At 68.0% G+C, this 20,362-nt stretch carries 19 protein-coding genes and 1 tRNA gene; 10 read left to right on the forward strand and 10 right to left on the reverse strand.

The window, feature by feature from the left end; all coding sequences use genetic code 11:
- Window positions 1–165: 165 nt before the first annotated feature.
- From J7346_RS12300 to J7346_RS12330, 7 genes are all read left to right on the forward strand, one after another.
- Window positions 166–2,334 carry a TonB-dependent receptor gene (locus J7346_RS12300; protein ID WP_209120270.1) on the forward strand — a complete coding sequence of 723 codons (2,169 nt, stop codon included), beginning with the start codon at window positions 166–168 and terminating at the stop codon, window positions 2,332–2,334.
- 5 nt (window positions 2,335–2,339) lie between these two features.
- Window positions 2,340–3,428, forward strand: a complete 1,089-nt coding sequence (locus J7346_RS12305) for a PepSY domain-containing protein (RefSeq protein WP_245157845.1) — start codon at window positions 2,340–2,342, stop codon at window positions 3,426–3,428.
- Window positions 3,425–3,622, forward strand: coding sequence for a hypothetical protein (locus J7346_RS12310; protein ID WP_209120271.1), 198 nt, complete (start codon window positions 3,425–3,427; stop codon window positions 3,620–3,622). The genes J7346_RS12305 and J7346_RS12310 overlap by 4 nt, the downstream gene beginning before the upstream one ends.
- Before the next feature lie 93 nt (window positions 3,623–3,715).
- Window positions 3,716–5,491: an N-acetylglutaminylglutamine amidotransferase gene (locus J7346_RS12315; RefSeq protein ID WP_209120272.1), complete on the forward strand. Its 1,776-nt coding sequence runs from the start codon at window positions 3,716–3,718 to the stop codon at window positions 5,489–5,491.
- The gene (gene ngg, locus J7346_RS12320) at window positions 5,481–7,253 is read left to right on the forward strand and encodes an N-acetylglutaminylglutamine synthetase (protein WP_209120273.1); all 1,773 of its coding nucleotides are present in this window, start codon (window positions 5,481–5,483) and stop codon (window positions 7,251–7,253) included. Before J7346_RS12315 ends, ngg begins: the two co-directional genes overlap by 11 nt.
- 14 nt (window positions 7,254–7,267) lie before the next feature.
- Window positions 7,268–8,380 (forward strand): osmoprotectant NAGGN system M42 family peptidase, encoded by a 1,113-nt coding sequence (locus tag J7346_RS12325; protein ID WP_209120274.1) that lies wholly within the window; start codon window positions 7,268–7,270, stop codon window positions 8,378–8,380.
- A gap of 39 nt (window positions 8,381–8,419) precedes the next feature.
- Window positions 8,420–8,674, forward strand: coding sequence for a hypothetical protein (locus J7346_RS12330; RefSeq protein ID WP_209120275.1), 255 nt, complete (start codon window positions 8,420–8,422; stop codon window positions 8,672–8,674).
- 4 nt (window positions 8,675–8,678) lie between these two features.
- Here the strand turns inward: J7346_RS12330 and J7346_RS12335 are convergent, their stop codons facing one another.
- Complete coding sequence (locus J7346_RS12335) at window positions 8,679–10,373, reverse strand: amidase (protein WP_245157846.1); 1,695 nt, start codon at window positions 10,371–10,373, stop codon at window positions 8,679–8,681.
- Entirely contained in the window at window positions 10,307–12,580 is a 2,274-nt protein-coding gene (locus tag J7346_RS12340) for a S9 family peptidase (RefSeq protein WP_209120276.1), read from the reverse strand. Before J7346_RS12340 ends, J7346_RS12335 begins: the two co-directional genes overlap by 67 nt.
- 111 nt (window positions 12,581–12,691) lie before the next feature.
- On the opposite strand from J7346_RS12340, the gene J7346_RS12345 reads away from it, so the two are divergent.
- Window positions 12,692–13,519: a ferredoxin--NADP reductase gene (locus tag J7346_RS12345; RefSeq protein WP_209120277.1), complete on the forward strand. Its 828-nt coding sequence runs from the start codon at window positions 12,692–12,694 to the stop codon at window positions 13,517–13,519.
- 43 nt (window positions 13,520–13,562) lie between these two features.
- Complete coding sequence (locus J7346_RS12350) at window positions 13,563–13,835, forward strand: chorismate mutase (RefSeq protein WP_280636519.1); 273 nt, start codon at window positions 13,563–13,565, stop codon at window positions 13,833–13,835.
- On the opposite strand, the gene J7346_RS12355 is transcribed toward J7346_RS12350, so the two are convergent.
- On the reverse strand, window positions 13,832–14,185 hold the full coding sequence (locus J7346_RS12355; RefSeq protein WP_209120279.1) for an Hpt domain-containing protein: 354 nt from the start codon (window positions 14,183–14,185) through the stop codon (window positions 13,832–13,834). The genes J7346_RS12350 and J7346_RS12355 overlap by 4 nt on opposite strands.
- 130 nt (window positions 14,186–14,315) lie before the next feature.
- Here J7346_RS12355 and J7346_RS12360 point away from each other — a divergent pair.
- Window positions 14,316–14,391 (forward strand) — tRNA-Lys (locus J7346_RS12360).
- 225 nt (window positions 14,392–14,616) lie between these two features.
- Here J7346_RS12360 and J7346_RS12365 read toward each other — a convergent pair.
- The 7 genes from J7346_RS12365 to J7346_RS12395 all read right to left on the reverse strand — a co-directional run bounded on the left by J7346_RS12365 (window position 14,617) and on the right by J7346_RS12395 (window position 20,359).
- Window positions 14,617–15,117 carry a Gp49 family protein gene (locus J7346_RS12365; protein ID WP_209120280.1) on the reverse strand — a complete coding sequence of 167 codons (501 nt, stop codon included), beginning with the start codon at window positions 15,115–15,117 and terminating at the stop codon, window positions 14,617–14,619.
- Window positions 15,118–15,327: 210 nt separating this feature from the next.
- Window positions 15,328–15,729 (reverse strand): hypothetical protein, encoded by a 402-nt coding sequence (locus J7346_RS12370; RefSeq protein WP_209120281.1) that lies wholly within the window; start codon window positions 15,727–15,729, stop codon window positions 15,328–15,330.
- Window positions 15,726–16,064: a hypothetical protein gene (locus J7346_RS12375; protein WP_209120282.1), complete on the reverse strand. Its 339-nt coding sequence runs from the start codon at window positions 16,062–16,064 to the stop codon at window positions 15,726–15,728. Before J7346_RS12375 ends, J7346_RS12370 begins: the two co-directional genes overlap by 4 nt.
- Window positions 16,064–16,663, reverse strand: coding sequence for a hypothetical protein (locus J7346_RS12380; RefSeq protein ID WP_209120283.1), 600 nt, complete (start codon window positions 16,661–16,663; stop codon window positions 16,064–16,066). Before J7346_RS12380 ends, J7346_RS12375 begins: the two co-directional genes overlap by 1 nt.
- 2 nt (window positions 16,664–16,665) lie before the next feature.
- Window positions 16,666–17,019: a hypothetical protein gene (locus J7346_RS12385; RefSeq protein ID WP_209120284.1), complete on the reverse strand. Its 354-nt coding sequence runs from the start codon at window positions 17,017–17,019 to the stop codon at window positions 16,666–16,668.
- Complete coding sequence (locus tag J7346_RS12390; RefSeq protein ID WP_209120285.1) at window positions 17,016–17,774, reverse strand: hypothetical protein; 759 nt, start codon at window positions 17,772–17,774, stop codon at window positions 17,016–17,018. The genes J7346_RS12385 and J7346_RS12390 overlap by 4 nt, the downstream gene beginning before the upstream one ends.
- The gene (locus tag J7346_RS12395; protein ID WP_209120286.1) at window positions 17,771–20,359 is read right to left on the reverse strand and encodes a hypothetical protein; all 2,589 of its coding nucleotides are present in this window, start codon (window positions 20,357–20,359) and stop codon (window positions 17,771–17,773) included. Before J7346_RS12395 ends, J7346_RS12390 begins: the two co-directional genes overlap by 4 nt.
- Between the last annotated feature and the right edge of the window lie 3 nt (window positions 20,360–20,362).

The following is a 20,362-nucleotide window of genomic DNA, read 5'->3' on the forward strand; positions in this document are numbered from 1 at the left end:
ACTAGCACGCCCGCCCGCCCCCGCAAGTTACATCTTGGACATGCGCGAGGCCCTGTTGTGGCAGCCGCGCCCCAACGGTCCGGATGCGACCAGATGTCCGCCCTCTTGCGCACCCCGGGGGGGCTCTGTATTGCGACGCATTCTTATTTGCACTGGAGTAATGTCGTGTCCCCGCGTGGTCTTGCCCTTCTGTCGTCTGTCGCCCTGGTCGCCCTGGCGCCGGCCCTGCCCGCCCTCGCCCAGCAGGCCGACCCGCAGGAGACGCGGGTGGACGACATTGTGGTGACCGGCTCGCAGGTCACGGTGCCGCCGGCCTATGCCGGGGGTCAGGTCGCTACGGGGGCCCGCGTGGGCCTGTTCGGGGCGATGGACCTGATGGAGACCCCCTTCGCCTTCACCGCCTACACCGAGGAACTGGCCCGCAACCAGCAGGCCCGCAGTGTCGGTGATGTGCTGCAAAACGACCCGGTCGTGCGGGTCTCGAAGGGCTTTGGCAATTTCCAGGAGCTGTATGTCATCCGCGGCTTCCCGGTCTATTCGGACGACATGACCTACAACGGTCTGTACGGCGTGCTGCCGCGCCAGTTCGTGGCCGCTGAATTCCTCGAGCGCGTCGAGGTGTTCCACGGCGCCACGGCCTTCCTGAACGGGGCCGCTCCCGGCGGCAGCGGCGTGGGGGGCGCTTTCAACCTGATGCCGAAGCGGGCGGGCAACGAGCCCCTGACCCGCCTGACCGCCGGTCTGGAGGGCGGCGGCGAGACCTATCTGGCGGCCGACGTCTCGCGCCGCTTTGGCCTCGGCAACGAATATGGCCTGCGCCTCAACCTCGCGCGTCGCGACGGCGAGGCCGGTATCGAGGACCAGGATCGCCAGCTGAGCGTCATCGGACTGGGTCTGGATCGCCGGGGCGACGGCGCGCGCTTCTCGGCGGACATCGGCTGGCAGGACCACCACATCGATGCACCCCGTCCGACAGTGACCCCTGCCGGCGCCATCCCCGCACCGCCGGCGGCCGACAGCAATTTCGCCCAGCCCTGGACCTACACCGATGAGCGCCAGCTGTTCGGCGTGGCGCGCGGCGAGTTCGACCTGTCCCCCGGCCTGTCGGCCTGGGCCGCGATCGGCGGACGTCAGGGCAAGGAACAGAATGTGCTGGCCAATCCGACGGCCCAGCCCGACGGTACGCTCAGCGCCTACCGGTTCGACAATGTCCGCGAGGACCAGATCGTCTCGGGCGACATCGGCCTGCGCGCCGACGTCTCGACCGGCCCCGTGGACCACCGGCTGGTCGCCTCGGCCTCGACCGTGCGCTCGCGCTCCGAGAACGCCTATGCCTTCTCCAACTTTGCCGGCTTCGCCAGCGATCTCTATGCGCCGGTGGATGTGACACCGCCCACGCCGGACTTCTTCGTCGGCGGCACGCTGGACAATCCGAATGTCACCGAGCGCGTCGAGAACAGCAGTGTCGCGATCGCCGACCGCCTGTCCTTCATGGACGGACGCCTGCTGGCCACCGTCGGGGTGCGCTACCAGTCGATCGAGACCCGGTCGTATGACTACAACACCGGCGCCTTCACCTCGGGATACGAGGGGGATGCGACCACCCCGGCCTTCGCCCTGGTCTATCGCCCGGACGAGCGCGTGTCCTTCTATGCCAACTATGCCGAATCCCTGACGCCCGGCCAGACGGCCCCGGCGGTCAGCGGCGGCGTGCCGGTCACCAATGCGGGCGAGGTCCTGTCGCCCTTCCGCGGCGAGCAGGCCGAGGTCGGCGCCAAGTTCGACCTGGGCCGGTACGGCGGCACGGTCAGCCTGTTCCGCCTGACGCTGCCCAGCGCCTTCGTCGACAACAACGTCTTTGCCGCCAACGGCGAGCAGCGAAACCAGGGCCTGGAGCTGACCGTGTTCGGTGAGCCGGTCGACGGCCTGCGCGTGCTGGGCGGCTGGACGCTGATCGATGCCGAACTGACCCGGACGGCGGGCGGCGCCATGGACGGCATGGCCCCGATCGGCGTGCCGGAGTTCCAGCTCAACGCCAATGTCGAGTGGGACGTCCCTGCCCTGTCCGGCCTGACTGTCGAGGCCCGGGCGGTGCACACGGGCGAGCAATACGCCAATGCCGCCAATACGGTGACGCTGGACTCCTGGACCCGCTTCGACGCCGGCGTGCGCTATGGCTTCGAGGCGGCAGGTCGCCCGCTGACCCTGCGGGCCCGGGTCGAGAACCTGGCCGATGAAGATCACTGGGTGGCCGTCGGCGGCTATCCGGGTGCCAACTATCTCAGCCTCGGCGCCCCGCGCACGGTCAGCGTCTCGCTGTCGGCGGACTTCTGAGGCGGATGCGGTCCGGCACGGTCCGCGCCTGGTCCCGGGTTCACACCTGGTCGAGCCTGATCTCGACGGTGTTCCTGTTGATGCTCTGCGTCACGGGACTGCCCCTGGTGTTCGCCCACGAGATCGACGAGGTCCTGCTGCATCAGGACTGGAGCCCGACCCATGCGGACGGGCGGCGACTGGACCTCGACCAGGTTCTGGACGCCGCCCTCGCGCGCCATCCGGGGGACGTGCCGACCTTCATGAGCTTCGATACCGACCGGCCGGTCGTGAACGTCACCAGCCGCGCGCCGGACGCGCCGGCCGGGGCCTATAATTTCCAGCCGATCGACCAGACCAGCGGCGAGGCAGCGCCCCTCGTCGCCGGCCATCCGGTCATGGAGTTCATCCTGCAGCTCCACACCGACCTGTTCCTCGGTCTGGGCGGGATGCTGTTCTTGGGCCTAATGGGGCTGATGCTGCTGGTCGCCGTGGTGTCAGGCGTGGTCCTGTACGCCCCGTTCATGCGGCGGCTGCCGTTCGGCACAATCCGGGCCGAACGCTCGGCACGGACCCGCTGGCTGGACTGGCACAATCTGCTGGGGATCGTCACCGTGGCCTGGGTGGTGGTCGTGGGGGCGACAGGCGTGGTCAACACCCTGGCCGTGCCGATCATCGCGCACTGGAAGGACACGGCGCTCGCCGACCTCGCGGCAGCCTATGACGGGCCGGTCGCCCTGGATGAGCGCGCCTCGCTCGACGCCGCGGTCGACCGCGCCCGCGAGGCCCTGCCGGGCATGACCCTGCAGTTCGTGGCCTTCCCCGGCTCGGACTATTCCACCGACAACCACTATGCCGTCTTCTTCCACGGAGACACGCCCGTCACGACCCATCTGATCACACCGGCCCTGATCGATGCCCGCACCGGCGAACTGGCGGCTGTCGCCCCCATGCCCTGGTATGTGAAGGCCCTGTCCCTGTCACAGCCGCTGCATTTCGGCGACTACGGCGGGCTGGGGCTCAAGATCGTCTGGGCCGTGCTGGACCTGATCACCATCGTCATCCTCGGCAGCGGCCTGTATCTGTGGATCGTCCGGCGGAGGCGCGCCCGATGAGCCCCCGCGATCAGGGCCTGTGGCTCATCTTTCGCCTGCCACTGCTGATCGGGGTCCTCAGCCTGATTGGACTGGTCGGCGCCCTGCTGGGCGATGGCCTCTGGGATGGCCTTGGCGCCGCGCTTCTGGCCGGCGGTATCGCCCTCGCCACCGCCGCCTGGGCACGCCAGCGATCCGGTACGCGCAAGACCTGACCGGAACGGTTCCGGTCCGCAGCGGTTAAGCTTGGGTGCGGGCGACATCGCGCCCCCTGTTTCCAACTGAGACGCGAGGTTCCGGACCAGCCCATGTGTGGACTGAGTGGCGAGATCAATTTTGACGGACAGACAGCGGATCTTTCCGCAGTAGAGCGGATGACCGGCGCGCTTTCGCCCCGGGGCCCCGATGGCAGCGGGGTGGTGGCCAGAGGGCCCGTCGCCTTCGGCCACAGGCGTCTCAAGATCATCGACCTCAGTGACAAGGCCCAGCAGCCCATGGTCGATGCCGACCTCGGGCTGATGATGGTCTTCAACGGCTGCATCTACAACTACCCCGAACTGCGCGCCGAGCTGCAGGGCATGGGCTATCGCTTCTTCTCGGACGGCGACAGCGAGGTGATCCTCAAGGCCTGGCATGCCTGGGGCGAGGCCTGCGTGGACCGCTTCCACGGCATGTTCGCCTTCGTCATCCATGAACGCGACAGCGGCCGTGTGGTGATGGGCCGAGACCGGTTCGGCATCAAGCCGCTGTACCTGTCGGAGAAGGGCAAGCGCCTCCGCTTTGCCTCCAGCCTGCCGTCGCTGCTGGCGGGCGGCGACGTGGACCGTTCGATCGATCCGGTCGGCCTGCACCACTATATGACCTTCCACGCCGTGGTGCCGCCGCCCCACACCATCCTAAAGGGCGTGCGCAAGCTTCCCCCGGCCACCCTGCGCATCTTCGAGGCCGACGGCACGTCCCGCGACCGCCTGTACTGGGCGCCGCAGAATGTCCGCCGCGCGGAGGACGCGAGCCTCTCGGCCAACGACTGGCGCGACCAGGTGCTGGAGGCGCTCCGTGTCGCCGTGAAACGCCGCATGGTCGCCGATGTGCCGGTGGGCGTGCTGCTGTCCGGCGGCGTCGACTCCAGCCTCGTCGTCGGCCTCTTGGCCGAGCTGGGTCAGACGGGTCTGCAGACCTTCTCGGTCGGCTTCGAGGAAGCCAATCAGGAGAAGGGCGACGAGTTCGTCTATTCCGACCTGATCGCGAACCATTACGGCACCGATCACCACCAGATCTTCGTGCCCCACGACCGGCTCATGGCCGCCCTGCCCGGCACCATCGGCGCCATGTCGGAGCCGATGGTAAGCTATGACAACGTCGGCTTCTACCTGCTCAGTCAGGAGGTCGCGAAGCACATCAAGGTGGTCCAGTCCGGCCAGGGCGCGGACGAGGTGTTCGGCGGCTATCACTGGTACCCGCCCATGCTGGACACGACCGATCCGGTGTCGACCTATGCGGGCGCCTTCTTCGACCGCAGCGATGCGACCCTGCGGACCCAGGTCAACCCGGACCTGCTGCCGGATCGCGACGCCAGTCTCGATCTCGTGCGCGCCCATTTCGGCATTCCCGGCGCGGAGACCCCGGTCGACAAGGCCCTCCGCCTCGACAGCCAGGTCATGCTGGTCGACGACCCGGTCAAGCGCGTGGACAATATGACCATGGCCTGGGGGCTGGAGGCGCGCGTGCCCTTCCTCGACCACGAACTGGTCGAACTGGCCGGACGCATCCCCCCGGAACACAAGCTGTCCCAGGGCGGCAAGGGTGTGCTGAAGGAAGCCGCCCGTCAGGTCATTCCGTCCGAGGTCATCGACCGCAAGAAGGGATACTTCCCGGTCCCGGCCCTCAAATACATCGACGGCCCCTATCTCGAGATGGTCCGCGACGCCCTGAACAGCCAGGCCGCCCGCGAGCGGGGCGTGTTCCAGCGGCCCTATCTCGAGACGCTGTTCAACGCGCCGCGCGACCACATCACTCCCCTGCGCGGATCCGAACTCTGGCAGGTGGCCGTCCTCGAGATGTGGCTGCAATCCCATGGCGTCTGAGGCACCCCGCCAGAAGCCACGCGCCGCGCCGCACCGTTTGAAGCGCATGCGCCACGAGGGGCTGAAGCCCATGGTGGGCGGCGCCGAACGCGAGATGACGCCTGACGCCGTGCTCGATATGGGCTGGGGGCGGCTGTTGTTCGCCCAGACCTTTGCCGAGGCCGGACCGCTGATCGAGGCCCTCAGGGCCGAGGGACCGGACCGTCGCGACATCGCCTTCTATGTCCGCAATCCGCACGTCCTGCTGGCCTCGGCCCCGCAGGAAGTGTTCCTCGATCCCTCGCACACTTTCCGGCTGGATCTGGCCACCTACCAGCCCGGTCGGCGCCAGCCGCGCGGGTTCGCCGTGCGACGGCTGGCCTCGGATGCCGACATCGAGGCGGTCAACCGCATCTATGGCGCCCGGCGCATGGTGCAGATCCGGCCTGACTTCTTCACCACCCGAAAGGATGACCGGGCCCTGACCTATTTCGTGGCGGAGGACGAAACGACCGGCGCCGTCATCGGCACGGTCACGGGCGTCGACCATGTGAAGGCCTTTTCCGATCCCGAGGAAGGCTCGTCGCTCTGGTGTCTGGCGGTCGATCCGCAGGCGACCCAGCCGGGCGTGGGACAGGCCCTCGTCCGGCGGCTGGCCGAGCACTACCGCACCCGGGGGCTGGCCTATATGGATCTGTCGGTCATCCACGACAACGAACAGGCCATCGCCCTCTACGAGAAGCTGGGCTTCCGCCGGGTTTCCTTCTTTGGCGTCAAGCGCAAGAACCCGATCAACGAACCCCTGTTCAAGGGTCCGGACCCGGCAGCCGATCTCAATCCCTATGCAAGGATCATCGTCGACGAGGCCCGCCGGCGGGGTATCGCGACCGACATCATCGACGCCGAGGGCGGACTGGTCCGCATGACCTGGGGCGGCCGCACCATCCGCTGTCGCGAGAGCCTGTCGGAGCTGACCTCGGCCGTGGCCCTCAGCATCTGCGACGACAAGCGCATGACCCGCCGCATCGTCGAACAGGCCGGGCTGGCCGTGCCTCAGCGCTACGACCCCGACGACCGGGAGGCGCTCAAGGTCGGCCTGGAGCGGCATCCGGCCCTGGTGGTCAAGCCCGCCCGGGGCGAACAGGGCAAGGGCGTGGCCGTCGGCCTGACGACCCTCGAGGATGTCGAGGCGGCCATCGAGGAGGCCCGCATTCTTTGTCCCGAGGTTCTGGTCGAGGAACAGGCCGCGGGCGAGGACCTGCGTCTGGTGGTGATCGATTTCAAGGTCGTGGCCGCTGCGATCCGCCGTCCCCCGCGCGTCGTGGGCGACGGCCGCTCAACCCTGCGGGACCTGATCGCGCACCAGAGCCGCCGGCGTGAGGCCGCGACCGGCGGAGAATCCCGCATCCCACTCGACGCCGAGACCCGGCGCACCCTCGCCGAGGCCGGCTATACGCTCGACGACATCGCGCCGGAGGGCGAGGAGGTCCGGGTCCGCAAGGCCGCCAACCTGCATCTGGGCGGGACCATCCACGACGTCACGGGCGAGGTGCACCCCGCCCTGATCAACGCCGCTGTGATGGCGGCCCGCGCCATCGACATCTCGGTGACCGGCATGGACCTGATGGTGCCCGACCACCGCGGCCCGGACTACCGCTTCATCGAGGCCAATGAGCGCCCGGGTCTGGCCAATCACGAACCGCAGCCCACGGCCGAGCGTTTCATCGACCTTCTGTTTCCGCTGTCGGGTGCCGCCGCCAGCCGGACCGCCCTCCAAGGCTAAAGTCAGGGAGACCCATGCCCAAGCCCGCCATCGACGCCGACTATCTCACCGAACGCCTGTCGCGCCTGCTGAACATCCCCAGCCCCACAGGCTATACGGACGAGGCCGTCTGGGAGGTCTGTCGCGAACTGGAGCGGCTGGGCCTCAGCTTCGATCTGACCCGGCGGGGCGCCATCCGGGCGAAACTGCCGGGCAGGGACGCCAAGCCCGCCCGCGCGCTGGTCGCCCACGTCGATACCCTCGGCGCCCAGGTCAAGCGCATCAAGGACAACGGCCGGCTTGAGGTCGTGCCGATCGGCCACTGGTCGTCGCGCTTCGCCGAGGGGGCCCGCGCCACCATCTTTGCCGAGGGCAAGCGGTTCCGCGGCACGATCCTGCCGCTCAAGGCCTCCGGCCACACCTTCAACGAGGAGGTCGACACCCAGCCCGTCGCCTGGACCCAGGTCGAGCTGCGCATCGACGAACGGGTGCCGGACCGCGCCGCGACCGAGGCGCTGGGCGTAGAGGTTGGCGATATCATCGCCATCGACCCCCAACCGGAATTCCTCGACAACGGCTACATCGTCTCGCGCCATCTGGACGACAAGGCGGGGGTCGCCACCCTGCTGGCCGCGCTGGAGTGCATGGTCCGCGAGGGCCGCACCCCGGAGGTCGACACCTATGCCCTGATCACCATCGCCGAGGAGGTCGGCGTGGGCGCCTCGTCCGTTCTGGTGCCCGACGTCGCCGCCATGATCACCATCGACAACGGCACCACCGCGCCCGGCCAGAATTCGTCCGAGTTCGGCGTGACCCTGGCCATGGCGGACCAGACCGGCCCGTTCGACTGGCACCTGTCGCGCAAGCTGGCCCGGCTGGCGCGCGAGCATGACATCCCCTTCCAGAAGGACGTGTTCCGCTACTACCGCTCGGACTCGGCCTCGGCCCTCGAGTCCGGCGCCGATATCCGTACAGCGCTCGTCACCTTTGGCATCGATGCCAGCCACGGCTATGAGCGCATCCATCTGGACGCCCTGATGTCCTTGGCCGAACTGCTGGTCGTCTATGCCGAGAGCGAGGTCGAGATCGAACGCGACATCCGCCCCCTGACCGGCGTCAGCGGCTTCACGCACCAGCCCATCGACTGAGCCTCTTGCCGGGCGGAACCGAGGCCGTAAGGTGCCTGCATGGAACCGCCCAAGGACAAGGAAGAGGCTCTCGCCGGCCTCCTGAACGGGACGATGGTCACCCTGCTGGGCTGCGCGTTTCCGGCCGTGTTCATCCTGGCCCTCACCCGGAACTGGCGTGATCTGCTCGGCGGCGACTTCTCAGCCATTTCGACCGATGCATCGCTGGCAGTCGGTATTCTCCTGTTCAGCCCATGGCTGATACGGTTCGGGCTGCGTACGCTGCGCCTGAACTGGTCGGCCTTCCAGCGCTGAGCCCCTACTGCAGCGGCCGGAGCAGCGGTGACACCGCCTCCATCCGATCGACGGACGGGGCGAACACAGGGTCACGCCGGGCCTGGGTCGCCTGTTCGAAGGCGTAGCCGTACGACAGCACCTGCTGGTCCTGCCATTTGCCGCCGATGAAGCTCATCCCCACCGGGAGGCCGTCAACATAGCCCATGGGCACCGTCAGATGCGGATAGCCGGCCACGGCTGCCAGCTGGCTGGCCGAGCCCAGATAGTGATCGCCATTGACGACATCGGTCGTCCAGGCCGGGCCGGTGGTCGGGGCGATCAGCACCACCACATCATGGTCGGCCATCATCCTGTCGATGCCCTCGGGACCGGCCAGACGGAACGAGCGCTCGCGGGCGGCGATATAGTCCGGATCGTCCAGCCCCTTTGTCGCTTCGGCCGATATGAAGATGTCCTGGCCGAACAGGGCCAGCTCGCGCGGCGTGGCCTCGTTGAAGGCGATCACCTCGGCCAGCGTCCGGGTCGGGACCTGGGCCGGGTCGGTCGAAGCCAGATAGAGGTTCAGGTCCACCTTCAGCTCGGTCAGCAGCACGGCGAACTCGGCCCCGCCGATGGCGCCCCGGTTCGGCCCTTCGGTGATATCGACCAGAGTGGCCCCGGCCGCTTCCAGCGCCTTGAGGTTTTCCTCGAACACCAGATCCGAGCCGGTCGAATAGCCGGTCAGGAACCGCATCACGCCGATGCGCTGGCCCCGCAGCGACCCCGCGTCGAGGCCTGCGGCAAAATCCACGCGCTGACGGTCGGCCTCGGCCGTCGCAGGATCGGCCGGGTCGCTGCCGGCGATAACGCTCAGCACCAAGGCGGCATCGCGGACAGTGCGGGTCATCGGGCCCGCCGTGTCCTGGCTGTGGCTGATCGGCACAATATGGGTGCGCGACACGAGGCCCACGGTGGGCTTGAAGCCGACGATGCCGTTGATCGCGGCCGGACAGGTGATCGAGCCGTCCGTCTCGGTGCCGATGGCCGCCGGCGCCAGTCCGGCCGCGACCGCCGCCCCAGACCCTGCGGACGAGCCACAGGTATTCCGGTCCAGCGCATAGGGATTGCGGGACAGGCCGCCGACCGCACTCCAGCCGCTGATGGAGTCCGAGGAGCGGATATTGGCCCACTCCGACAGATTGGTCTTGCCGAGGATCACCGCCCCCTCGGCCCGCAGGCGTGCGACCAGCGGCGCGTCCCGCCCCGGCGCATTGTCGATCAAGGCCATCGACCCCGCCGTGGTCGGCATGTCGAGGGTCTCGATATTGTCCTTGATCAGGATCGGCATGCCCCGGATGCCGTCGCCGGGTGACCAGTCCAGTTCGGACACCGACGGCGACCAGGTGATGACGGCGTTGGTGGTCAGTCGGTCGTCAACGCAGAGGCGCGACAGTTGGTCTGACAGGCCATCGCAGGCGGACAGATCAACATTCTCTTTGCTCCCATGGACGCCCGCACTCGACCACACATCCCGCGAGGGGAGCTGATCGGGTGTAGGCGCGCGCGTGATGCGGCTCGTAGTGGCACGTACCGCATCCGGTTGGTCGTCCGTCCGCCGGACCTCGACGCTGATGCAGCCGCCCAGCGTCAGGGCCAGCAGGCTGGCGCCGATCAGTCCTGCGAAGCCGGCGAACGCGATCCGATCGTGCGATCCAGGAAGTCCAGATAGGTTCGCCATTGGTGTAGCCCCCGCTCATTGCCCCGGATGCCGTGGCGCTGACCCGGATAGAGCATGGTCTCGAACGGAAGGCTCCGGCTCTGCAGCGCGTCCAGTACGCGGGTGGTGTTTTCAAAGATGACGTTGTCGTCGGCCATGCCGTGCATCAGCAGCAGCCGCCCGGTCATGTTCTCCAGACGCGGAATGACGTCCGAGGCGGCATAGCCTTCGGGGTTCAGCTCCGGCGTCGACATATAGCGTTCGGTATAGTGGGTGTCGTACAGGCCCCACTCGGTCGGCGGCGCGCCGGAGATCGCGGCCGCCAGCCCCATTTCGGGCTCGGTCAGCGCCATCAGACTCATGAAGCCGCCATAGGACCAGCCCATGATGGCAATCCGATCATCGTCCACATAGGACAGTGATCTCAGATAGTTGGCGGCCAGAACCTGATCTTCGATCTCAGGTTGACCCATCTTCAGATACAGGGCCTGTTTGAACCGCGCCGAGCGCTCGCCCTCACCCCGGTTGTCCAGCCGGAAGACGATATAGCCGGCCTCAGTCAATAGTTGATTGGTCGACGATTGCCAGGCGTTGCGCACGCCCCCGCCCGACGGGCCGCCATACACCTGCATGACCACAGGATAGGTCTTCGACGGATCAAATCCGGGCGGAGTGGTCATCTGCCAGACGAGGGTCTCGCCATGGCTTTCCAGCGTGCCGAAGGTCGGGGTCTGGCGACGCGAGACGTAGGGCCAGAAGGGATGGTCCTCGTCCAGCCGGTTCTCCTCGATCCAGCGCACCCGCGTGCCGTCGATCCGGTAGAGGGCCGACTGGGGCGGCGTCTCGAGGTCGGTATAGTTGCCGACATAGGCCGTCCCCTTGGCATTGACCGACGCCGACCACCAGCCGCCCCGCGGGGTGACCTCGACCGGAGTCACGGTGTCGTTCAGGCTGGCCCGGAACAGCTGCTGCTCGATGGGATATTCCTCGCCGTCCCGCATGGAGGCGGTGAAGAAGACGTCGCCCGTTTCCGGGTTCACCCCGTCCAGACCCTTGACCGCATAGTTGCCCGTGGTGATCGGGCGGATCAGGGTGCCGTCGCGGCCATACAGATACAGGTGCCGCCAGCCGCTCTCTTCCGACGACCAGATGAACCGGCCGTCCGGCAGGGGCCGGAAATTGTGAGTCAGCCCCACCCAGGCCTCGCTGGTCTGGGTCAGGATCACGCGGGACTGGCCGGTCGCCGGGTCGACGGCCATCAGGTCCAGGGTCTGCTGGTCCCGCGACTCGCGCTGGACATACAGCGTCTGGCCGTCCACCGACCAGGCGACCCGCGCCAGATAGACGTCGGGGTTATCCCCCATATCGACCTTCACCCGGCGGCCCGTGGTGCGGTCGTGCACATACAGGTCGACCAGGGCGTTGGGGCGGCCCGCGCGCGGATAGCGTTGCTCGACCACGGTCGCCCCGCCGCCGGAGATGTCGAGACGCGGAACGATGTCGACGGTCGATTCATCGGTGCGCTGCAGGGCGATGTAGCGTTCATCGGGGCTCCACCAGTAGCCGGTGTCTCGGTCCATCTCCTCCTGGGCAATGAACTCGGCCGTGGCCCAGGTAATCAGCCCGTCGCCGTCCGTGGTTATCGCCATCTCGCGGCCGGCGGCGAGGTCATAGACGACCAGATCCTGATCCCGCACCCAGCTGACATAGTTGCCGTCCGGGCTGACCTTGGCGTCGATCTCGTCGGCCTCGGTCTCGGTCAGGCGACGCACCGCGCCCCCGTCACGCTCGGCCAGGAAGATGTCGCCCTCCAGCGGCGCCAGGATATAGCGGCCCTGCTGGTCCCAGGCGTATTCGACGACGCCGCGGGCGCTGATCCGCATGCGCTCGCGCCGCGCCTTTTCCGCTTCGGACAGTTCACCCGCGTCCGGCACCAGGGCCCGGGCATCGATCAGCTTGAACGGCTCGCCCCCCTCGACCGGCACGGCCCACAGGTCCTGGACGTTCACGTCGTCCTCGCGCGAGCGCAGAAAGGCGACCAGTTCGCCGTCGGGCGACAGGCTGACGCCCCGCGCCACCGGTCCGTTCAGCGAGGGGCTGGAAAACACCCGCTCGGGGGTCAGGATGGCGCCGGGGTCGGCCTCCTGGGCCAGGGCCTGACCGGCCAGGGCGGCCGCGGAAAGAAGAACGAGGGCGGAGGCGGAGTGTCGAACGATCGAGGTGCGCATGGCCGGCACGCTAGAGCGGCTTTGCCGGATCGTCACCCCTCAAATCGATACGGCGGACGGAACGCCTCACCCGGGTTTCGCTGACGGGCGTCACGCTCTAGATAGGGCGCGATGACCCAGACCCTTCCGTCCACGCCGGCCGATGCCGCCCCTGCCCGGCCGTCGCCCCACCATGCGCTGAGGGTGCTGTCGGTGCACCACTGGACCGACCAGCTGTTCAGCTTCACCCTCGAACGCCCCGAGGATTTCCGCTTCCGCTCGGGCGAATTCGTCATGATCGGCCTGCCGGGAGAGGATGGCGCAAAGTCGGTCCTGCGGGCCTATTCCATCGCCAGCCCCCACTGGGCCGAGGCGCTCGAGTTCTTCTCGATCAAGGTCCCCGACGGGCCTCTGACCTCGCGCCTGCAGAAGATCCAGCCGGGCGACACCGTGCTGATGGGCAAGAAGCCGACCGGCACCCTGGTGCTGGATGCCCTGACCGGCGGCGAACGGCTGTGGCTGATCGGTACGGGCACGGGTCTGGCCCCCTGGCTGTCGGTCGCCCGCGACCCCGAGACCTACAGCCGCTTCGGGCAGGTGATCGTGTGCCACACCGTGCGCCAGGTCGCCGATCTGGCCTACCGCGACTTCTTCACTCGCGAGATTCACGACGACCCGCTGGTCGGCGACGAGGCCCGGGCCCAGCTGACCTACTATCCCACCGTGACGCGCGAGCGGTTCGAGACGCCGGGGCGCATCACCGACCGCATCCGCTCGGGCGACATCTTCGCCGACCTGCAACTGCCGATCGGCTTTTCGCCCAACACCGACCGGGTCATGCTGTGCGGGTCGATGGCGATGATCAAGGAAGCCGGCGAACTGCTGGAGACCTGGGGCCTGAAGGAAGGCTCGAACGCCGAGCCGGGCGACTATGTGCTGGAGCGCGCCTTTGTCGGATAGCATCCCCGTGGATCCCCGCACCGCGCCGGAGGCCTGCACCTCCATGGCCGAGGTCCGCCAGGGCGTGGACGCGCTGGACCGCGCCCTTGTCGCCCTGCTCGCCGAGCGTCAGGGCTATATGGAGGCCGCCGCACGCATCAAGCCCAGCCGTGACGTCGTCCACGATCAGGCCCGTATCGACGATGTGGTCGCCAAGGTGCTCTCCGCCGCGCGCGAAGCCGGCCTGTCCCCCGACATCGCCGAGCCGGTCTGGCGCCTCCTGATCGACCGCTGCATCGCCCATGAGTTCGCCACCTGGGACCGGGTACGGGACTAGCCTCTCAGGCCCCGCAGCATCAGCTCGTGCCGCCAGGCCGCCACATCGGCGAGGGCCGCGTCCAGCGCATTGTGAACCCGGTCCAGCAGGGGCGGTGCGTCGGCCTTGTCTGCGGCCTCGGCCACCGCGCAGGCGTCCGCCAGGGCCCCGGCGCCGATCCCCGCGGCCGCGCCCCGCACCGTATGGGCGGCATCCCGCCAGCCCTCGTGCCGGACGTCCAGCAGCGGCGACCACAGCCCGGCCTGCTGCACGAACAGGGCCAGCACCTCTTCGGAAACGGCATCGTCCCCCCCGGTCATGGCCTCCAGCACGGCAAAGTCGACCGCCCCGCTCAGATCCCGTCGTGCCATGCGCCGCCCCCTATTCCGAGCGCCCACCCTATCCCCGCCGCCCTGCGACGAAAACGGCCTTGCGTTCCGGAAGGCGAGACAGTATGTCCGGCCCCTTCGCGCAACCGGGCCCCGCCCGGCTGGACGATACGGGTGATTAGCTCAGTTGGTAGAGCAGCTGACTCTTAATCAGCGGGTCGTAGGTTCGAGCCCTACATCACCCACCATCGCACCGCATTGAAACTCCACAACATTCGCCCCCACGGGCGCCGGACATAAGGCGAACATCCGGCCCGTTTGCGACCTTGCGAAAGTCGCACGTGCGACTTTGCGACCTCGCGTTCCCGGGCTGTTCACGCCGCCAAACATGCGAACGCCCCGGCTGGTTTCCCGGCCGGGGCGCTGTCCGCTATTCGGGGCGGCTTGCTGATCCGCCCCTACTGCACGGACGCTCAGTTCTGACTGAGCCGGTCTCGAAGCGAGAACCCCATCAACGGCCACAGCTGCCGGATGGCATCTTCACGGGCGAACGTCTGGCCTTTGTCGGGGTCGAAGTTCTCGGGCGACGCCGGCGCACTCTTGCCGATCACGACGAACCCGTTTCTCATCGTCAGGACGCACACGGTCAACAGGTCCAGCGACGGATTGCTGGGCTGGCCCAGCGCCTCCACGGCCGAGCCCACCGTGAAATAGTTCTCGTCCGTGATGGCCGCGTTGATGTCGTCCAGGCTGACACGCGGGGCGACAGCGCCCTTCGCACCCAGAGCCTCGGTCGCGGCCAGGGCCTCGGAATGCGGAGCGGTCGACACCGCGCCGGCAGCGGCCAGGCTGGCGACGGCCATGGCCTCGGGCGGAATGCCCGTCGCGGCCGCGACCGGACCGGCAATCGAATACACACAGGCACAGGCCAGCAGACCCACGGCGGCGATCACGCCAAATCTCAACAGCTTCATCGTCTCTCTCCGTTATGCCCGGAAAGCCCCGGGCGGGCATCTTGTGAAGGGGTCTCCCGTTCCTCCTCCGGCGGGGGGCAGTCGAACGGCAGGGGCATCCCCTGCTCGCGCCAGAACCGGCACTGGCGGCCGACCTGTGCGGCCAACGCCTCGCCCCATGCCTCGACGGCGTTGTCGTGGCGCTCGCCCGCCTCGCGGCTGAACAGGACTTCAAGGCCGGGCTTCGGCTTCTCCGGCACCCTCAAATCTTCGGCAGGCGGGAACACCAACGGTCCCGGCTTCGCGCAGCTGGCGACAGCGACGGCGAAGATCGCGGTCATCAGGGGCGCTATCAGGCGTCTGGGCTGCATCGTGGTTCCTTTCGTCAAGGCGGGATTGAACGGCGCGGGTGTCGATCGCCCGCTCGCCGGCGGCGGTCTCTCGCCCCTCGGCCGCGCGCGTGGTCACGACGCGATCGCGCCCGGCCTCGGCCTCGGCCTCATCGCTGCGACCGGCGCGATAGGTGGCGAACAGGACCAGGGCGATGAGGGCGAAGAACAGCACCCACAGCCATTGCTCGATCGACAGCAGGCGGGCCCCGGCGCGGAGGCCGGACAGGAGGCGGCGGGTCATGCGGCCTCCCGCTGGTATCGAAGGCCATGGCGGGTCTCGATTTCCTTCCACGGCGGTTCTTTGTCGTCGGCGTCGTCTGCAAGCCAGACCTTCGCCATGGCCACGCAGCAGGCCCAGCACCAGCGCCATGCGAACAACTCGCCGTCCAGGATCGAAACCTTGTGCCGGTGACGCTCACCCTTCTCGATCGGGCCGCCGCAGTTGTGGCATTCACAGTGGGGCTTGGCCGCCGTCACCATCTTGTCGGACAGGTCACGGTCGCCCGGATCGCCGAAGTCGCCCTCAAAGGGATTATAGGCGCACACATCGCGCTCGAAGTCGGAGAACGCATCCATCACCCCTGCTCCTCGATCAGCACATAGGTCACGCGGGTCTGGCGGGCGGCGCTCAGGGCGCGTCGGATCAGCGCCATGAAGGCCTCCCACTGGTCGGGCGGGATGGTCTGGCACCCCTCGCTGCCCGTCGTGGTCACCCCGCCCTTGTGGATGTTGATGCCGAAATGTCCGGTGTGGTCGTAGTCGCCGTCCGTCCCGTCGCGGGTCACCGTCACCGGCCCGGCCCGCTGGACGAGCGCCTGATGCGCGCTGCGCGTTCCGGCCCGATGCGTGCCCAGCTCATACGACGGCCACACCCCGGCCTTCAGCCGCGCCATGCCCTTGCCCGCGCCGGTGCCCTTGCCCTTGCGCACCCGGCTGGGGTCCGTGTTGGCGTTGAAGGCGGCGAAGATCCCGGGCGCCAGCACAAAGATCGCATCGTCATAGATGCCCCGGTCGTTCTCTCCGACCTTGCCCAGGCCGTCGCGGTAATAGCCGCGGACGCCTACGACATAGACCTCCGGCAGCTGGGCGTCGGGGTATGCCTTTGACACCATGGCCACCACATCGGCACGGGTGGCGCGCGGCGGAGCGCTGGGGCGGGCGACGGGCTTGGCCATGGTCATCCTCCGGTTTGCATTTGCAGATAGGCGGTCAGGGCGCGGACCAAGGCGTCCGACAGTTCGCTGCCGCCGTTGAAGATCACCGTCAGCACCAGCGGGATCAGCCACCATCCGACCTTGGGAAACCACTTCCGCATGAAGTGGCAGAAGTTCAGCCACTTGCCCGCTATCTCTCCCAGATCGGTCAAGGCCTTCATCCCCGGGCTGGGCTCCGGGTCATCGGGGTGCCCGAACAGCCGGTCGGCATGGTCCGCGATGCGGGTCAGCGCCTGGGCCTGCATCCGGCCACAGTCGTTTTCGGTGCAGCCGGGGGGCGGGGCGGCGGGGCGAGCGGGGGGGCGGCGGGCGCTCATGCGAAGCTGATCCCGCGACGGGCCGCCAGCTGGCGCACATAGCGGGCGCGCGCCGAGTATTCATCGGGATATTGCGGGCGATTGCAGAGGACGGCGCCCCCCAGGATGCCCTTGAACCTGGAACCGGCGTTGGCCTGAAAGTTATCGCCCAGGATGATTTCATTGCCCCCGGTCTTGGGCGCTTTCCCGGCCGCCTTTCCGGTCACGTAGGCGCCACCGCCGCCCAGCTCGACCTTGCCGACCACATCGGGGCCGGTGTCGCGGCGCTGGAACGACACGATTTTCCAGGCATCCAGCGGCGCCGCGTCATCGGGCAGGGTCACAGTCGTGGAGCCCACGGTGCTGCCGTCCGTCTGGGAATAGACCTGGCGGAAGGTTTCCGCGTCGCGCAGATAATAGGCAAAGGCCCCGCCGAGGTTGGCGAAGCTGTGATAGTCCCCGGCGATCACCTGAAACGCCGACCCGCCCGACAGCGGCTTGAGCAGGAAAATCCAGTCGAACTCTTCCGTGCCGGTGACCGAGGTGCTGACCCTGTTGGTGGCGCCGTCCAGCTGCAGCCCCTCGGGCGTCCAGATCGGCGTGCCGGTGATCGTCGCGTGGTTGCCGTTGCCAGACTTGTCGATGATCGTCGTGCCGGACCCTTCGTCAAACTCGTACCAGGCCTGCACGCCGTCCATCGAGACGGGCGGGAAATCGTCGAGGGTCGGATAGCCGGTCGGAAAGTCGACGTCCGGAGCGCGAACAAGCGTGGTCATGGGATATCCACCTGACAGGGCACCGCCCAGTTGAAGTGTTCGTAGGGGCGGCCCAGCGCATCCAGATAGATGGACGGCCACGGGTCACTGTCGCGCAGACAGCCGCGCGCGCCCCGCGTCGGGCCGTTGCCGTCGCCGGGCGTTCCGGTGTGGGCATAGGCGAACTTCTTCGACGCCCCCAGCGCCGTGGTGGCGGCCACCCGGGTCTTGTTGTGGCCCAGCAGGGTGACGGACGCGATGGTCTTGGCGCCGTCCGCATCCGACAGCTCCATGCCATAGGCGCCCGGGTCCGTGACCCGCACATCGTCCAGCACAAGCGGACCGTGCGGCACATGCCAGGTCACGACGACCGAACGGTCCGTGTCCTGCTCGACCTCCAGCACGTGGGTCGGCATCCACGCCTCGCCCCACACCTCGACCAGATAGCGGATCTGCGCCAGCTTCTCGCCCATGGCCCGCTGCGCATGATTGATGATGTGAATGCGATCAGGGGTGGTCCCCGGAGGAACCGGCGAAAATGCGTTTGTCTCGTACTGGTATCGCGGCCCGATGATGATGCGGTTTACCTTGTCCTCAAGGTAAAGCTCCCACTGCGCCTGGCTGATCACCGGCGTCGCGTGGTTGTAATAGGTGTGGGCCAGCGTCGGGCTGATATAGTGTTTGGGCCGCCAGTCCTGCCCCGTGGTGGCCATGATGTCCGCCACCTGATCGGCGTCATGCTGGCGCCAGTTCGTCTTGTAGGTCTCCTTGGCGGTATTGATCGCCTCGTCCTCGGCCCCGTGCAGGCCGAAGATCGCCTGAATGGCCAACGACATGTCCAGCGCCTCGAACCGCGCATTTCCCGCCACCAGCGCCGCCAGCCAGCCCGTATAGGTCGGCGACCCCTTCATCAGGTTCACCAGTCGCGTTCCGCCCAGCCCCCAGGCAAAGCCGAACGCCGGATAGCGACCGCCCATCAGCGCGTTCATGGCCATGGCCATGCCCGGCAGGGGCGTTTCGCCCTGATAGTCTCCCGTCCCGTTCGCCTGGGATATCATCGGCACCAGCGCGGTCAGCCCCGATCCGGCCGGCTGGGTCACGCCGCCGTTCAGCATCCAGATGTTGTCGTAGGGCTGGGCGGTGCTCAGAACCGGCTTGGCGCCATATCCCGTCGCCAGCGACTGCCCCCACAGCAGACAGCCGTTCACGGCCCGCAGGGGGTGCGCGTTCGGCCCGGGCGTCCGGCGGACCATATCTCGCTGAAAATCGTTCCGCAGCTTTTCGAGCCCGCCGCCGACGATTTCGCCATCTTCCGTGACGCCCAGCGACACCCGGTCGCTGCCGGTGCGATCGGCGGCCGCCCAGGTCAGCCGCGACTGTGGGAGCCTCTCGATTTCTCCCGTGCGATCATCCAGCGCCGCGACCACGCTCTTCGTCGCCGGGCCCTCCTGCGGGGTGGCCGTAGTGCCGCCCGGGTCGACCTTGTAGTTGTCGATGGCGTCGGCGGTGACGACCTGAAACACCTTGCCGGGCGCCTCATTCTGGGCCGTCACCAGCGTCAGGGTGTGCCCCGTCAGGCCATGGGTGCCCGTGATCGCCAGCGCCTCGCCGGTCGTATAGCCCTTGCCGCGATGGGTCACGGCCACCTGTGTCACCACGCCCCCGGCAATCACCAGATAGCCCGTGGCCCCCGTGCCGGTGCCGCCCGTCGTCGTCCAGGCATAGGTGCCGTTCGTGCCGCCCGATCCGGCCGCCGCGATGGTGACGGACCAGACGCCTTTCGACAGGGCATCGGCGGTGCTGGCATACTGATCCGCGCCCGGCTGACTGGCGACGGCGGCGACCTGGGCCGCCCCGGCCGCCGCGATATCGGCCAGTTCGTCGTCGCCCGCGTCCCCGATCTGCGACAGTTCGCTGTCACCCGCATTGCCGATGGCCGCCAGTTCCGCATCGCCTGCGCTGCCGATATTCCCCAGCGCCGTCGTCGCGAGGGCGTCCACGGCATCGGTCGCCTGCGTCTCGCGCTCGCCCACGGCGGCCAGCGCCTCGGTCTCCCGCTCGGCGATATTGGCCAGCGCCGGCGCGGTCACACGGTCGGCGGCATCCTGCGCCAGTTCATCGACGCCCTTGTCGAAGTTGGGATTGCCGTCGTCGTCATAGGCAAACACCTTGCCCGCCCGCACCGGCGCCCGGGGCAGCACAGTGGCGGCCTCGCCCACGGGCACCTTGATCGCCCGGTCCGCCTCGGCCGAGGTCTCCTGCGCCTTCCGGCTCAGCTTGTCATAGGCCCGTTCGGCCTGTTGCGGCTGAAACCGCTCCAGATCGCCAAAGTTCTCACCCTGGCTGGCCGGGGTCACGCGGCGGATGATCACCCGCGCGCCGTTCGGGGGCGTGTTGCCCGCCGTGAAGGTGATCGTGGCCCCGTCGTTGGGCCAGTCCCCGGCCCCGATCGTGTAATGGGTGTCCAGCGTCTTGTCCGACACCACGCCGTCAATCTCGACCGACACCCTGACCTCGGTGGCGTTGACGAACGAAAAGCCGGTGGCGAACGCATCGGTCGCGCCGTTGGCGGTCAGATCGGTTTCGGGCGTTTCGATGTTCAGCATGAT

The sequence above is a fragment of the Brevundimonas sp. A19_0 genome (assembly GCF_017744255.1).
Lineage (GTDB): Bacteria > Pseudomonadota > Alphaproteobacteria > Caulobacterales > Caulobacteraceae > Brevundimonas.